Below are 14915 nucleotides of genomic sequence, written 5' to 3' on the forward strand. Positions count from 1 at the left end.
TGAATGCTTACGGAAAACGCGACTGATGCATTTTGCAAAATGGTTTCACACCAGTACCCTGCTGGTCGGCTTGAGCTTTTTGCTGGGCGGCTGCGCCAGCGTTTCGCAGACGTCCACGCCTGCCACCCTGGACAAACTGTTAAGCGACCCGGCGCTGCACGGCGCCACGGTGTCGCTGATGGTGCGCGATGCCCGCACTGGCACCACGCTCTACCAGCACAACCCACGTACCCGGCTGGTGCCCGCTTCCAACCTCAAGCTGCTGACCACCGCGGCGGCGATGGATGTGTTGGGGCCGCAGTACCGTTTCTCTACCCAGTTACTCAGTGATGGCATACGCCAGGGCGACCGTCTGACCGGCAACCTGTACCTGCGTGGCCTCGGCGACCCGAGCATCCAGTTTGCCGACTACCAGGCCCTCGCCGCGCAGTTGGCCAGCCAGGGTGTGCGCCAGGTGCAGGGCGACCTGGTGTTCGACGACACCTGGTTCGATGCCGAGCGGCTGGGCGTCGACTGGTCCCACGACGATGAAACCACCTACTACGGCGCGCAGATTTCAGCGCTGACCGTGTCACCCAATACGGATTTCGATGCGGGCAGTGTACTGGTCACGGCCAAGGCTCCGTTGCGGGCTGGCTCGCCGGTAAGTGTCGATATCTTCCCGCCCACTGATTACCTGCAACTGAGCAACCGTGCCGTGAGTGGACCGGGCAACAGTTATGGAATCAATCGTCGCCATGGCACCAACCTGCTGCAGCTCAGTGGTGCGGTGGCACCGGGGCGACAGAGCCAGCAACTGATCAGTGTTTGGGAACCGACGCAATTGGTGGCCAATCTGTTTGAGCAGGCGCTGGCCCAGCAGGGGATCACGGTACTAGGGCGACGGGTGATGGGCGGGGCGAGTCCGACAGTAACGACGGTGCTGGCCGAGCACCAATCGGCACCGTTGCAGGAGTTGATCACGCCACTGCTCAAACTCTCGAACAACAACATGTCCGAAGCCTTGCTCAAGGCCATGGGACGCCAGGCCGCCAACAGCGGCACGGCGGCGGCGGGCGTGATGGCGGTGGCCGGGTTCTTGAAGCGCCAGGGGGTGGACACGAGCAGCCTCAATCAAGTCGATGGTTCCGGCCTGTCGCGGCGCAACCTGGTGTCGGCGCAAACCCTCACCGACCTGCTGCTGGCCGCGGGTAAACAGCCATGGTTCAACGCCTGGTACAACGCGCTGCCGATTGCCGGCAACGCTGACCGCATGACCGGTGGCAGCCTGGGTTATCGCCTGCGCGCCACCCCAGCGCAAAACAACCTGCATGCCAAGACCGGCTCCATGGGCGGCGTGTCGTCATTGAGCGGCTACGTCACTGACGGCCATGGGCGCAAGCTGGTGTTCTCGATGCTGACCAACAACTATGTGGTGGCCGGCGCGCAGGTCAAGGCGCTGGAAGATCGCGTGGCTGTGGCCTTGTCACGCAGCGAGGATTGATTCAGGGCTGATAGCCCATGCGCCAACTCACGGCCCGGGTCGCCGCCAGCAGATGCTGCGCCGCCTGGCCGTCTTCATCGGCGTGGAACAGCGAGGTGGGGCCGACCACGGTCATCACCGCCGCCACGTGCCCGGTCGCGTTGAACACTGGGGCTGATAACGCATCCACACCGGGCATCAACAAGCCATGCACAAAGTGCAGCCCACGGCGGCGGATCTGTTCGCAGAGGGTGGCGTAGGCCGCATCGTCCGCCAAGGCGTGGGCGGTGCCGGCCTGGATCTCACGTTCACGCAATTCCACAGTCTCCCGCGACGGCAGGTAGGCGCTGAACACCAGCCCGGTGGACGAACTCAAGAGCGGCAATACCGACCCCAACTGCGTTACCACCGTGACAGCGCGCACCGCCGGCTCGATCTGCACCACGGTCGCCCCCTGGTTGCCCCACACCGCCAGGAAGCAGGTTTCATTCAATTCATCGCGCAGCTCCGCCAGCGGCATCGCACCGACCTTCAACACATCCATGCTGCCCAGCGCCGCCAGGCCCACGCGCAACGCTTCGCGTCCCAGGCCGTAGTGGTTGGTGGCGGTGTTCTGTTCGGCAAAGCCCGACGCGATCAGCGCCTGCAAGTAGCGGTGGACCTTGCTCGCCGGCATCTGCACATGGTCGGCCAGGCGCGACAACGAAGTGGACGGCGACAGTTGTGCCAGGGCCTTGAGGATGTCGGTGCCCACCTCGGCCGAGCGGACTTTCTGTTTACCGGTGTCGCGGGGCTTTTCCATGGGCAAGCAAGAATCCGAGAGATAAGTGGGCGTCTTTATAGCTTGACGCTCGATAGCGATCAAATTACGTTATGCGTAACTGAATTACGATAAAAATAACTTGTGTACAGAGGAAGATCCATGGACCTCGAATACCTTTCAGGCTTTGGCAACGAATTCGCCAGCGAGGCCTTGCCTGGCGCGCTGCCGGTTGGCCAGAACTCGCCGCAAAAAGCCCCTTACGGGCTCTACACCGAACTGTTTTCCGGCACCGCCTTCACCATGGCCCGCAGCGAAGCGCGGCGTACCTGGCTGTACCGCATCCAGCCGTCGGCCAACCACCCGGCGTTTATCAAGCTGGAACGCCAATTGACTGGTGGCCCGCTGGGCGCGGTGACGCCCAATCGCCTGCGTTGGAACCCGTTGGATATTCCGAGTGAACCGACGGACTTCATCGACGGCCTGGTCGGCATGGTAGCCAACTCGGGGTCGGAAAAACCTTCGGGCATCAGCATCTACCATTACCGCGCCAATCGCTCGATGGAGCGCGTGTTCTTTAATGCCGACGGCGAACTGTTGATCGTCCCCGAGCAAGGCCGCTTGCGTATCGCCACCGAACTCGGCGTGCTGGATATCGAGCCGCTGGAAATCGTCGTACTGCCCCGTGGCTTGAAATTCCGTATCGAGCTGCTGGACGCGCAAGCACGCGGCTACGTCGCGGAAAACCACGGCGCCCCGCTGCGCCTGCCGGATCTAGGACCTATCGGCAGCAACGGCCTGGCCAACCCTCGCGACTTCCTTACACCCGTTGCCCACTATGAAGACCTCAAGCAACCTACAACGCTTGTACAGAAATTCCTCGGTGAACTGTGGGCCTGCGAGCTCGATCATTCGCCACTCAACGTGGTCGCCTGGCACGGTAATAGCGTGCCGTACAAATACGACCTGCGGCGTTTCAACACGATCGGCACGGTGAGTTTCGATCACCCGGACCCGTCGATCTTCACCGTATTGACCTCGCCCACCAGCATGCACGGCCTGGCCAACCTCGACTTCGTGATCTTCCCGCCGCGCTGGATGGTGGCCGAGAACACCTTCCGTCCGCCGTGGTTCCACCGCAACCTGATGAACGAATACATGGGCTTGATCCAGGGCGCCTACGATGCCAAGGCCGAAGGCTTCCTGCCCGGCGGCGCGTCGCTGCACAGCTGCATGAGCGCCCACGGCCCGGACGGCGAGACCTGCACCAAGGCCATCAATGCAGACCTGGCACCGCACAAGATCGATAACACCATGGCCTTCATGTTCGAGACCAGCCAAGTGTTGCGCCCGACCCAGTTCGCTCTGGAGTGCCCGCAACTGCAACCTGCTTACGACGCGTGCTGGGCCGCGCTGCCCGCCACCTTCAACCCGAATCGGAGATAACCCATGACCCAACCATCGCTTGCCCGTAGCTGGGTGGCCTCCGCCAACGGCCACGCGGATTTCCCCCTGCAAAACCTGCCCCTGGGCATATTCAGCATCAATGGCTCGGCACCGCGCAGCGGTGTGGCGATTGGCGATGCAATCCTCGACCTGCATGCCGCGCTGGACGAGTTTGACGGTGAAGCGCGACGCGCCGTCGAGGCCACGGCGGGTGGCCAACTGAACGCGTTTTTTGAACTCGGCCGTGGCCCTCGGGTAGCCCTGCGCGAGCGCCTGCTGGAACTGCTGGCCGAAGGCAGCAGGCTGCAAACCCGCGAGGCGCAGGTGCTGCACCGTGCCGCCGATTGCCAGATGCACTTGCCGGCCCGGATCAATGACTACACCGACTTTTACGTCGGCATCGAACACGCACAGAACGTTGGCAAATTGTTCCGCCCGGATAATCCATTGTTGCCGAATTACAAGTACGTGCCGATTGGCTACCACGGCCGTGCCTCGACCATTCGCCCGTCGGGCACGGATGTGCGGCGTCCCAAGGGGCAGACCCTGCCGGCCGGCCAGACCGAGCCGACCTTCGGTCCCTGTGCACGCCTGGACTACGAATTGGAACTGGGCATCTGGATCGGCCAGGGCAATGCCATGGGCGACGCGATTGCCATTGGCGATGCCGCCGAGCATATCGCTGGTTTCTGCTTGCTCAACGACTGGTCGGCGCGGGATATCCAGGCCTGGGAATACCAGCCGCTGGGGCCGTTTCTGTCCAAAAGCTTTATCACCAGCATCTCGCCATGGGTGGTGACGGCCGAAGCGCTGGAGCCATTCCGTAAAGCACAACCGGCGCGGCCCGAGGGTGATCCACAACCGTTGTCGTATCTCTTGGATAAGCGCGATCAAAACGCGGGTGCCTTTGATATCGAACTGGAGGTGCTGCTGACCACGGCCTTGATGCGTGAGCAGAACCTGCCCCCCCATCGCCTGACCTTGAGCAACACCCAACACATGTACTGGACCGTGGCGCAAATGGTTGCGCACCACAGCGTCAACGGGTGCCAGTTGCAGGCCGGTGACCTGTTCGGCTCGGGCACCTTGTCCGGTCCGCAACCGGGGCAGTTTGGCAGCCTGTTGGAGATCACCGAAGGTGGTAAAAAGCCGATTGAATTGGCTTCCGGCGAGGTGCGTAAATTCCTCGAGGACGGCGACGAAATCATCTTGCGTGGCCGTTGCATCCGCGAAGGGTTTGCCAGCATCGGCTTTGGTGAATGCCGCGGCACCGTGGTCGCAGCGCGCTGAGAGGGCAGGGCAATGGAACTCTATACCTATTACCGTTCTACCGCGTCGTATCGGGTACGAATTGCCCTGGCGCTCAAGGGCCTGGACTTCACCGCGTTGCCGGTCAACCTGCTGGTGCCGGCAGGCGGCGCCAATCACCAGCCTGAGTACCTGGCGATCAACCCGCAAGGGCGCGTGCCGGCGTTGCGCACTGAAGAAGGCGCGCTGCTGATTCAGTCACAGGCGATCGTTGAGTACTTGGAGGAATGTTATCCACAGGTGCCGCTGCTTCCAAAAGATCCCGCGTCCCGTGCTCACCAGCGCGCAGTAGCGTCGATCATCGCCTGCGATATCCATCCGTTGCATAACTCCAGCACTCAAAACCTGTTGCGTAAGTGGGGGCATGACGAAGCTCAACTGCTCGAGTGGATCGGCCATTGGGTCAGCCAGGGTCTGGGTGCCGTGGAACAGTTGATTGGCGATGATGGGTTTTGCTTCGGCGCGCAGCCGGGCATGGCGGACGCGTTTCTGATACCCCAGCTGTACGCGGCCGAGCGCTTCAAGGTACCGCTGGGCGCGTACCCGCGTATCGGCCGAGTAGCGGCGTTGGCGGCGCAGCATCCAGCGTTTGTGCAGGCTCATCCTGCCAACCAACCTGACACCCCATAACGCTCGAAACTTGCACGGAAACAAATGTGGGAGGGGGCTTGCCCCCTCCCACATTTTTTGATCAGCATCATCCAATAAAAATAAAGGTACCTTTGCGATGCACAATCAGATTGCCAGCTTTCGCGCGGCACTCGACGCCCGCCCGGTGTCACGCTACCAATGGTTGATTCTCCTGTTGCTGGCACTGCTGCTGGTCACCGATGGCTATGACGCCCAGGTGCTGGGTTATGTGGTGCCGGCGCTGGCCAAGGATTGGGGCCTGGAAAAAGCCGCATTCGGTCCGGTCTTCAGTGCCAACCTGCTGGGCCTGACCCTGGGCTCGCTGCTGGTGACGCCGCTGGCGGATCGGTTTGGCGTGCGACGTATCTTGCTGGCCTGCGTGCTGATCTACGCCAGCCTCACCGTGCTGATGGTGTTTGCCAATTCCCTGACCACACTGATGGCGGCACGCTTTATCTGCGGCATCGGCATGGGCGGTGCTATGCCCAGCGCCATGGCGTTGATGTCGGAGTATTCGCCGCCACGCCTGCGCACCTTGATGGTGACCCTGGCCGCGTGTGGCTTCTCATTCGGCGGCGCGGCGGGCGGGTTTGTAGCCGCCGGTTTTATCGACGGCTTTGGTTGGCAGGCGGTGTTCCTGGCCGGTGGCGTGACGCCGTTGTTGCTGTTTCCATTCCTGATGTGGCTGTTGCCCGAATCCCTGCCGCGTCTATTACGCGATAAGCCGCCGTACCTGCGATTGCGCAAGGTCACGGCACGCATGTTGCCTGACTGGCAACCGCCACCTGCGAGCGAAGCCGAAAACCGCCAGGAGCAGGGCAGCAAACTGACGGTGGTGGAGCTGTTCCGCAACGGCTACGCCCGCCCGACGTTGCTGATCTGGGCGACCTTTTTCGTCAGCCTGATCCTGCTGTACTTCATGATCAGCTGGTTGCCTTCGCTACTGCTCGAAAGCGGCCTGGCGCTGAATGAAGCCAACCTGGTCACCTCCATGTTCCTGTTCGCCGGTACCTTGGGCGCCATCCTCATGGCCTGGTTTGCCGACCGCCTGAAAAGCAAAGTACGACTGCTGTCCGGCGTACTGGCGGCAGCGGCGTTGTGCACCGTCCTGCTGGGCTTGAACCACGACAACCCACGCTACTTGGTGGCCTGCGTGTTTGCCGCCGGGTTCTGCATCATTGGCGGGCAACTGACCCTCAATGCGTTTGCGAGCAATTTCTACCCGGCGCAGGTGCGCGCCACCGGCACGGGCTGGGCATTGGGGGTGGGGCGGTTCGGGTCGATCCTGGGGCCGTTGTTCGGCAGCCTGTTACTGGCGATGCATATACCGGTGCAGCAGATTTTCTTCTTCTGCGCGATTCCGGCGGTGGTGGCGGCGCTGTTGATTATCCAGGTGCGCTCGCCTGGCGTGAGCGAACCCATAGACCCGGCGCATCACGACATTCTCAAGGCGTCCTAATGCACCACTGAATTGGGCGGCAGATGCCCCAGTCGCTCGGTCAGGCGCAGACGCTGGATGGGGTCATCGCTGAGCATCAGCGCATGTTCCAGGTCAAAACGTTCAGCACTCGGACAATCCAGGCGCTGGTACAGGCTGGCCCGCGCCAGGTAGTCGGCGGCATTGGCACTGCCCAGTTCCAGCACGCGCTCGGCGTCCACCAAAGCGGCCAGCGGTTCGTCGTTGGAAAGATGCAGTTGCCGTAGGTTGCGCGACAAGCGTTGCAGGATCGCCCGTGGCTCGGCGGTATGCAGGTGATCGGCCTGTAACTTGAGTTTCGGCCCGTATTGGCGGTGCAGCAGCTCGCGACAGTCGTTGGGGTAAAGGCGGCGGCCACCGCACGGGTCCAACAGGTGATCGGCACCGGGTACCCGCAGGAGGAAGTGGCCGGGGAAGTTCACACCGACCATGGGGATCTCCAGGCGCCGCGCCATTTCCAATGCGATCAGGCCCATGGCCAAGGGCTGCCCGCGTTTGCGTTGCAACACTTTGTCCAGCAACGCGGCGGCGGGACGCAACGGGGTGTGGTCATCCTGGGCGAATCCCAGGTCATTCATGCGCCGCAACAGCGGTTGGCCGAGTTCATCTGCGGGCAACAGGGGCATGCCCAGACTGACCTGTTGTTGCAGCGCGGTGAGATCCTGCAGGATCGACAGTGGCTGCACACTGGCGTCGTGTTCGGCAGCAATCCACAGCGCCGCTTCGAACAGCGCAGGGGGTGAACGGTCCAGGCAGGCGAAAAAGGCGGTGCGGGGATTCATTGCGTTCTCCGGCGGATGCCCCTGTTTTAGCCTTGCAGGGAATTTTCGTCCAGCGTCTTAAGAAATATCCCGCGCTCTTATGTCGTAGATCCCACGAAACAGCGCGGCTTATTCCAGTGCAATCCAGCAGTTTTCTACCGCCGGCCTATACTTGGCCCACTACCAGAAGTGATTCGGGAGCTCGAAGATGTTTGCGCTCATGCACAGCACCCGCCTGGAATCGCTGCACCTGAGCGTCGACCCGGTGACCGGGTTGAAGGCGATCATTGCCATCCATGACAGTCGTCGCGGGCCTGCCTTGGGCGGTTGTCGCTACCTTGCTTACCCCGACGATGAAAGTGCCGTGGCCGATGCTGCGCGGCTGGCCCAAGGCATGAGCTATAAGGCCGCGTTGGCAGGGCTGCCAGTGGGCGGCGCTACCGCGGTAATCATGCGTCCTGCGCATGTGGAAAGTCGTGCGGCCCTGTTCGAAGCATTTGGCCGCTGTATCGAAAAATTCGATGGCCGCTACATCACCGCCATCGACAGCGGCACCTCAGTCGCCGATATGGACTGCATTGCCCAGCACACCCGCTTCGTCACCAGTACCACCGCCGCAGGCGACCCTGCGCCCCATGCTGCCATGGGCGTCTTCGCCGGCATCCGCACCACCGCCATGGCGCGCCTGGGCAGCGACAACCTCGAGGGCCTGCGCGTCGCGGTGCAGGGCCTGGGCAACGTCGGTTATGCCCTGGCCGAGCAACTGCACGCCGCCGGTGCCGAACTGCTGGTCAGCGACATTGATCACGGCAAGGTGCAACTGGCCATGGAGCAACTGGGCGCCCACCCCATCGCCAACGACGCCTTGCTCAGCACCCCCTGCGACATCCTCGCGCCCTGCGGCGTGGGTGCCGTTTTCAACCGCAGCAGCGTTGGTCAGCTGCGTTGCGCCGCGGTGGCCGGTTCGGCCAGCGCCCAACTGACCAACCTGGACATCGCCGACCAGTTGGAAGGCCGTGGCATCCTCTACGCCCCGGATTACGTGATCAACTCCGGTGGCCTGATCTACGTTGCCCTCAAACATGCTGGCACGGACTTGCCCGGCATCACCGCGCACCTGTCGAACATCGGCACGCGCCTGACCGAAATCTTCGCCCATGCCCAAGCCGAAAAACGCTCCCCGGCACGGGTGGCCGACGAGCTGGCCGAGCGCCTGCTATACAAATAGCCCAGGCATTAAAAAGGCCCTGAATCCATGATTCAGGGCCTGTTCAATTCGGGCTTTACTCCGCCGCCGGGTTCAGCAACTCGGACAACGCGTCCGGTTGGCTCTTGAACGCCTTGGCAAATACATCGCGGTTCTTCGCCATGTAGATCCCGGCTTCCTCCACCTGCTGCTCGCTCAGCGACGGCACGGCTTTTTGCAACACTTCTGCCAGCAACTCAGCGAGTTCAAGCATCTTGTCATGACGGTCAGCTTCGGCTTTATCCATGAACAAACGCTCCAGATCTCGGCTGCTGCGGTATACCACTTCGACGGCCATTCACCACCTCACATGCCTTCACGATAGTTGTCTTTTGCGACTACTGTATTTATATACAGCGAAAAGGATAAGCCAAACGTTGGGGTTTGGATAGTAGGTTTTTAATGTAGTTGGGAAATGGGGGGTTGCTACACCGGAAATTTCGTACGACACGCTGAGGTTGCTGAGTAATCCTACGGTGGCTTACCTTCTTCTGGCCCTGCATTCGCAAGGCCGAGCTTGGCGGCTCGATTTACGGAAAGGAAAACTTACGTGTTTAATTTTGGAGTCCTACCATGGGTAAAAATACCTCAAGCAGCAATGATCCTCTGAAGCCAGAGCCGCCAGTCACCCTTTTCAACGTAACGCCTGACAACGACACGGAAACCCTGCTGGCCAACGCCAGTGAAACTCTTAGCAGTGCCCGGGAAATGGCTAACACGCTGGCATTCGACCTTGAAGGTCCTCAGCGAAGCCTGGTCCTGGCAATTCATCAATTGGTTGAAATGGGCGCTCTGCTAGTCGATCAAGCATTGGAGCAAGTCGCACCAGCTTGATGCTACGACGTGATCGTCCCCACGATCGTGGGGACGGTCTAAAAAATGATTGGCTGAGCATGGATTTTTTCTGTTACTCACTTCATCGCTTGAAGCACGACAGTAAAAACGCCAGCGACTAGACTCCTTCTCATCGACAACGGAGATTTTTATGGACGCTTCCTTTTCCTCTGGTATCCAAGCAGATACCGAAGAGCAGGCTGACAGCTACGACCGCTGGTTTCGCGCCAAGGTGCAGGCCGCTATTGACGACACCAGCCCCGGCATTCCTCACGACGAGGTGATGGCCGAAATGCAAGCACTGATTGAATCCAAACTCAAGAAAGGCGATGCTGATTGAGTGGGTACCCGCAGCGCGGGTGGAACTTCGCCAAATTATTGAATACCTCAGTCATCGCAATCCTATAGCAGCTCTCGAGTTAAAGCGCTCCATCGAATCCTCGGTGCTGGCCCTCTCTCGCAGACCCCACCTTTACCGTCCTGGCAGAGTCATTGGTACTCGAGAGATGGTGGTGCATCCGAATTATCTGGTCGTATACAAAGTGACAGACAACATTCGGGTTCTCTCGGTTTTACACGCACTGCCAGCGATATCCTTGATAGGTCAGCTTTTTCGATGAGCAAAGTATCTACTCTGCTCATCCTCATATGTGCCTCATGTCACCAAGCCACCATCTTAGAACCGCCCTCTGGCCTTTTTTCTGCATGCAGAACAACCGTCACGTCCAACCCGCATTATCCGGTCGAGCCGACCTAAGGAAACACCATCGTGAAAATCAACTGGGCCGAAAGGCTGCGCCAGCAAGTCCATGGGCTGGCCGAGTCCCTGGGGAATCTGTTTGTCGAGTCGTTCCACTATCTGGCGCTGTTTGCCATCGGAGCGGTGACCGCCTGGGCAGCGGTGATGGAATTTCTGGGGATGCTGGAGAATGGGCACATCAAGATCGATGACATCTTGCTGCTGTTCATCTACCTGGAATTGGGCGCGATGGTGGGGATTTACTTCAAGACCAACCACATGCCCGTGCGCTTCCTGATCTACGTGGCGATCACCGCGCTGACGCGCTTGTTGATCTCCAACGTGTCACACCACAACCCGCCGGACGTGGGCATCATCTACCTGTGCGGTGGCATCCTGCTGTTGGCGTTTGCCATCCTGGTGGTGCGCTACGCATCGTCGGCTTTCCCTTCGGTGAAGGTCGAAGGCCCGCGTCGCAAGGGCGAGGCGAGCCTGGAAACCGAAAAGGGTGAGCTTTAAAGCCCGACGCTGAACGGCAGGGTACGGGTGGGCGGTTGCTGCAGGAGTTTGTGGTTGTCGCCGTCCGTCATCAGTTCGAGGATCTCCACGGCGCTATGGCCCTGTTCGATGGCGATGCCGAACTGGATGCTCTGCACCAGGCGCTTGAGGCGTTGTGGGTCGTTGCGCTGTTCGGCGCTGATCATGCGCTTGGCCACCACGCCGGTCTCATCCGAGAGGGTGAGCATGATGCTGCCGTCCAGCCGCTGGATGCTCAGGTTGACGCGGTATTGGGGGCTGAAGGTATCGGTGATGATCTGAAAAGGATTGTCCATGGTGCGTTACCGCCTGATAAGAACATGCAGTCATTGACGGCCGGTGCCGGGATTAGTTCGCATCGCCTGACCATCGGCCAAAGTCCGTTTTCCTCGTAAGTTCTACAGCAAGCCTCGTGCCGTACAGGCGCTGAAGTTTTAATGTGGGAGGGGGCTTGCCCCCGATAGCGGTCTTGCAGCCGAGTATTTATTGGCTGACACACAGCTATCGGGGGCAAGCCACCTCCCACCTTTGTTCTGTGTGGCTATTGGGGCCGGTGAACTGTTTCAGGGCAACGCTGAAAAAATGATCACAGACAACGCAATCTGGCAGTGCTCCAATCAGCACTCCACCCAGCTGACCGCCAGGCCGCCCCGTGACGTTTCTTTGTATTTGTCATGCATGTCGGCACCGGTATCGCGCATGGTGCGGATCACCCTGTCGAGGGAAATGAAGTGCTTGCCGTCGCCGCGCAGGGCCATTTGCGTGGCATTGATCGCCTTGACCGCGGCAATGGCGTTGCGCTCGATGCACGGCACTTGCACCAGGCCGCCGACCGGGTCGCAGGTCAGGCCGAGGTTGTGTTCCAGGCCGATTTCGGCGGCGTTTTCCAGTTGCTCCGGTGTGGCCCCGAGGATGTCGGCCAGGCCGGCGGCGGCCATGGCGCAGGCCGAGCCGACTTCGCCCTGGCAGCCGACTTCGGCCCCGGAGATCGAGGCGTTTTTCTTGCAGAGAATGCCAACGGCGGCAGCGGCCAGGAAGAAATTCACTACGTCATCATCGGACGCATCAGGGTTGAACTTCATGTAGTAATGCAGCACCGCCGGGATGATCCCCGCCGCACCATTGGTCGGCGCGGTGACCATGCGCCCGCCGGCGGCGTTTTCTTCGTTGACGGCCAGGGCGAACAGGTTGACCCATTCCATCGCAGACAAGGTCGAGGTGATGACGTTGGGCTTGCCGATTTCCAACAGGCTGCGGTGCAATTTCGCCGCCCGCCGTGGCACATCCAGGCCACCGGGCAGGATGCCTTCATCGCGCAGGCCTTGTTCCACGCAGTCGCGCATCACCGACCAGATATGCAAGAGGCCGCTGCGGATCTCTTCGTCGCTGCGCCACGCGCGTTCGTTGGCCATCATCAATTCGGAAACCCGCAGGCCGTGCTTGTTGCACAGGGCCAGCAGTTCCACCGCGCTGGAAAAATCGTAGGGCAATTTCACATCGCTGGTCGGGGCAATGCCCGAGGCGGCTTCGGCAGCTTCGATGATGAAACCACCGCCCACCGAGTAATAGGTTTGTTCGCTCAACAGGCCGTTGTCGCCATAGGCGTGCAAGGACATGGCGTTGGGGTGGTAAGGCAGGCTTTCGTCCAATAGCAGGAGGTCGGTTTGCCAGTTGAAGGCAATTTCCTGGGAACCCGCAAGCAGCAATTGGCCGGACTCGCGCAGCTGCTGGATACGTGCATTGATCGAGGTGGGGTCGACCTTATCCGGCCATTCGCCCATCAGGCCCATGACACAGGCGCGGTCGGTGGCGTGGCCGATGCCCGTGGCGGACAGCGAGCCGTACAGGCGTATCTCGACGCGGCGGGTCTGGCTGAGCAAATGCTGGTCGACCAACGCCTGGGCGAAGGTTGCCGCAGCGCGCATCGGGCCGACGGTGTGGGAGCTGGAGGGGCCAATGCCCACTTTGAATAGATCGAAAACACTGATAGCCATGCTAAACCCTTACAAGCAATGGAGTAGAAATCGCTGCCATGTTTTGTAGGACGAGCGCAATTAAGGCGATACTGAGCCTATAGTTTGATACTGACCAACGAATTGTTCTAAGACACCCTTTAGCAGGACTAAACCCTATGACGCGCCCGCTCAATGGCCAGACCTATGTCTGGTTGCATGTTTTCTCCTGCGCTGCACGGCACCTGTCGTTCACCCGCTGCGCCGAAGAACTGCACATCACACCCGGTGCGGTGAGCCAGCAGATTCGCCAGTTGGAGGAGCGCCTGGGGTTTCGGTTGTTTCATCGGCGTGCGCGCGGGGTGGAGCTCAGCGCCGAGGGGCAGCGCCTGGCGGCCGTGGTGGGGGAGGCCTATGGCAGCATCGATGCGGAATTGCGGCGCCTGGACGCGGGAATGATCAGCGGCACCTTACGCTTGCGTTCGATCCCGTCGTTTCTCGGCAAGTGGCTGACCCCGCGCTTGCCGCGTTTGCAGCAGCGTTTTCCGGACATTCAATTGCGCCTGGTCGCCGAAGACAGCAGCATCGCCTTGCATGAAGGTGATTTCGACCTTGCTATCGACCTGAACGACGGCAGCTACCCCGGCCTGTTATCCACAGCCCTGCTGGACGAGCAGATATTCCCGGTATGCGCTCCCAGCTTGTTGCGTGGTCGGCCACCGTTGCACGGCCCGGCTGACCTTGCACATTTCCCGCTGCTGCACGACATCACCGCCTGGCGTGGGAGTTATGAATATGCCGAGTGGGAGTTCTACCTGAATGCCATTGGCTACCATGGCGCGGATGTGCGGCGCGGGCATACCTTCAATCGCAATCACCTGACCATCGAAGCCGCCATTGCCGGCATGGGCGTGGCGATTGCGCGGCGCACCTTGCTCAATGATGAACTGGAGCGCGGCACCCTGATCGTGCCATTCGGCGTGGCCGTGCCCAACCATAAACGCTACGTGCTGCTGTATGCGCCGGGTGCGTTGAACCATCCGGGCGTGCGTGCGGTGCATGATTGGCTGGTGGAGGAAGCAGGGATTTTTCGCGTTTTGCACCCCTTGGCAGAGGCGCAATTATGAGGTTGGCAGGTCGTAAGAAGATGTAACTAACTCCCCACCGTACCAGTGTTTTTGCCCGTCGTCAGGGTTAATTTGTAATGTAGGATTTATCTTTGCAAAGGGGTTGAATTGTTTCAGCAGGTGCTCAATTGTGTAATCAGGAGGTCATGGTTTCACCACCCTGGTGTTGCAGTTTGTGACCTCTGGCGAGCTAGCTGAAATAAGGGAAGAACTATGCAAATCCAAGTCAATAGCGATAACCATATTGAAAGCAGCATCCGACTGGAGGAGTGGGTACGTACTACCATTGAGAGCACGCTCGAACGTTACGAAGAAGACCTGACCCGCGTTGAGGTCTACCTGCGGGATGAGAACGGCGACAAGCCCGGTCCCCACGATTTAAGTTGCCGCCTGGAAGCACGGCCAAAGGGCCATCAACCGGTTTCCGTGTGCCATAAAGCCGATACGCTGGAACAAGCGATCGATGGCGCCGCCACCAAGTTGGACCATGCGTTGGAACACCTGTTTGGCAAACTGCAAGGCAAGCCCCGCGCTGCCGCGAAAACCCAGCCAATCAACAAAGTGAATGAAGACGCGCTTGAAGAGGAATTCCTGGAAAACGAAAACGCTGCAATCAACGGCTGACCGTTTTTTAAA

General features: G+C 60.3%; 17 protein-coding genes. 12 read left to right on the forward strand and 5 right to left on the reverse strand.

Going from position 1 to position 14915, the window contains the following annotated elements; genetic code table 11:
* The first annotated feature begins 25 nt into the window (after positions 1 to 25).
* Complete coding sequence (gene dacB / locus TU73_RS15930) at positions 26 to 1483, forward strand: D-alanyl-D-alanine carboxypeptidase/D-alanyl-D-alanine endopeptidase (RefSeq protein WP_057013019.1); 1458 nt, start codon at positions 26 to 28, stop codon at positions 1481 to 1483.
* Position 1484: 1 nt separating this feature from the next.
* On the opposite strand, the gene TU73_RS15935 is transcribed toward dacB, so the two are convergent.
* On the reverse strand, positions 1485 to 2264 hold the full coding sequence (locus TU73_RS15935; RefSeq protein ID WP_057013020.1) for an IclR family transcriptional regulator: 780 nt from the start codon (positions 2262 to 2264) through the stop codon (positions 1485 to 1487).
* A gap of 120 nt (positions 2265 to 2384) precedes the next feature.
* Between TU73_RS15935 and hmgA the strand changes: the two genes are divergently transcribed.
* From hmgA to TU73_RS15955, 4 genes are all read left to right on the forward strand, one after another.
* Positions 2385 to 3668, forward strand: a complete 1284-nt coding sequence (gene hmgA, locus TU73_RS15940; protein WP_057013021.1) for a homogentisate 1,2-dioxygenase — start codon at positions 2385 to 2387, stop codon at positions 3666 to 3668.
* Between the two features lie 3 nt (positions 3669 to 3671).
* Positions 3672 to 4958, forward strand: coding sequence for a fumarylacetoacetase (gene fahA / locus TU73_RS15945; protein WP_057013022.1), 1287 nt, complete (start codon positions 3672 to 3674; stop codon positions 4956 to 4958).
* 12 nt (positions 4959 to 4970) lie between these two features.
* Positions 4971 to 5606, forward strand: coding sequence for a maleylacetoacetate isomerase (gene maiA, locus TU73_RS15950; protein WP_057013023.1), 636 nt, complete (start codon positions 4971 to 4973; stop codon positions 5604 to 5606).
* 97 nt (positions 5607 to 5703) lie between these two features.
* Positions 5704 to 7065 (forward strand): MFS transporter, encoded by a 1362-nt coding sequence (locus tag TU73_RS15955; protein WP_057013024.1) that lies wholly within the window; start codon positions 5704 to 5706, stop codon positions 7063 to 7065.
* On the opposite strand, the gene TU73_RS15960 is transcribed toward TU73_RS15955, so the two are convergent.
* The gene (locus TU73_RS15960) at positions 7062 to 7865 is read right to left on the reverse strand and encodes a SirB1 family protein (RefSeq protein ID WP_057013025.1); all 804 of its coding nucleotides are present in this window, start codon (positions 7863 to 7865) and stop codon (positions 7062 to 7064) included. The two genes, TU73_RS15955 and TU73_RS15960, sit on opposite strands and share 4 nt — an antisense overlap.
* Positions 7866 to 8052: 187 nt before the next feature.
* Here TU73_RS15960 and TU73_RS15965 point away from each other — a divergent pair, with 187 nt between their 5' ends.
* Entirely contained in the window at positions 8053 to 9072 is a 1020-nt protein-coding gene (locus TU73_RS15965) for a Glu/Leu/Phe/Val dehydrogenase family protein (protein ID WP_057013026.1), read from the forward strand.
* 55 nt (positions 9073 to 9127) lie between these two features.
* Here TU73_RS15965 and TU73_RS15970 read toward each other — a convergent pair whose 3' ends face one another.
* The gene (locus TU73_RS15970; protein WP_003188807.1) at positions 9128 to 9388 is read right to left on the reverse strand and encodes a YebG family protein; all 261 of its coding nucleotides are present in this window, start codon (positions 9386 to 9388) and stop codon (positions 9128 to 9130) included.
* Positions 9389 to 9663: 275 nt separating this feature from the next.
* Between TU73_RS15970 and TU73_RS15975 the strand changes: the two genes are divergently transcribed.
* The 4 genes from TU73_RS15975 to TU73_RS15985 all read left to right on the forward strand — a co-directional run bounded on the left by TU73_RS15975 (position 9664) and on the right by TU73_RS15985 (position 11182).
* Positions 9664 to 9924 (forward strand): DUF6124 family protein, encoded by a 261-nt coding sequence (locus TU73_RS15975; protein ID WP_057013027.1) that lies wholly within the window; start codon positions 9664 to 9666, stop codon positions 9922 to 9924.
* Between the two features lie 151 nt (positions 9925 to 10075).
* The gene (gene relB, locus TU73_RS15980; RefSeq protein WP_057013028.1) at positions 10076 to 10264 is read left to right on the forward strand and encodes a type II toxin-antitoxin system RelB family antitoxin; all 189 of its coding nucleotides are present in this window, start codon (positions 10076 to 10078) and stop codon (positions 10262 to 10264) included.
* Positions 10254 to 10544 (forward strand): type II toxin-antitoxin system RelE/ParE family toxin, encoded by a 291-nt coding sequence (locus tag TU73_RS28385; protein ID WP_082642621.1) that lies wholly within the window; start codon positions 10254 to 10256, stop codon positions 10542 to 10544. The genes relB and TU73_RS28385 overlap by 11 nt, the downstream gene beginning before the upstream one ends.
* A gap of 149 nt (positions 10545 to 10693) precedes the next feature.
* Positions 10694 to 11182 carry a phosphate-starvation-inducible protein PsiE gene (locus TU73_RS15985; protein ID WP_016978246.1) on the forward strand — a complete coding sequence of 163 codons (489 nt, stop codon included), beginning with the start codon at positions 10694 to 10696 and terminating at the stop codon, positions 11180 to 11182.
* On the opposite strand, the gene TU73_RS15990 is transcribed toward TU73_RS15985, so the two are convergent.
* Positions 11179 to 11496 (reverse strand): DUF3509 domain-containing protein, encoded by a 318-nt coding sequence (locus TU73_RS15990; RefSeq protein ID WP_057013029.1) that lies wholly within the window; start codon positions 11494 to 11496, stop codon positions 11179 to 11181. The genes TU73_RS15985 and TU73_RS15990 overlap by 4 nt on opposite strands.
* A gap of 321 nt (positions 11497 to 11817) precedes the next feature.
* A complete protein-coding gene (locus TU73_RS15995; protein ID WP_057013030.1) occupies positions 11818 to 13194 on the reverse strand; it encodes an L-serine ammonia-lyase in 1377 nt (458 codons plus the stop codon).
* 137 nt (positions 13195 to 13331) lie between these two features.
* Here TU73_RS15995 and TU73_RS16000 point away from each other — a divergent pair, with 137 nt between their 5' ends.
* Complete coding sequence (locus TU73_RS16000) at positions 13332 to 14279, forward strand: LysR substrate-binding domain-containing protein (protein WP_057013031.1); 948 nt, start codon at positions 13332 to 13334, stop codon at positions 14277 to 14279.
* 213 nt (positions 14280 to 14492) lie between these two features.
* A complete protein-coding gene (locus TU73_RS16005; RefSeq protein WP_032877636.1) occupies positions 14493 to 14903 on the forward strand; it encodes an HPF/RaiA family ribosome-associated protein in 411 nt (136 codons plus the stop codon).
* Positions 14904 to 14915 lie beyond the last annotated feature (12 nt).

The sequence above is a fragment of the Pseudomonas libanensis genome (assembly GCF_001439685.1).
Classification (GTDB): domain Bacteria; phylum Pseudomonadota; class Gammaproteobacteria; order Pseudomonadales; family Pseudomonadaceae; genus Aquipseudomonas; species Aquipseudomonas libanensis.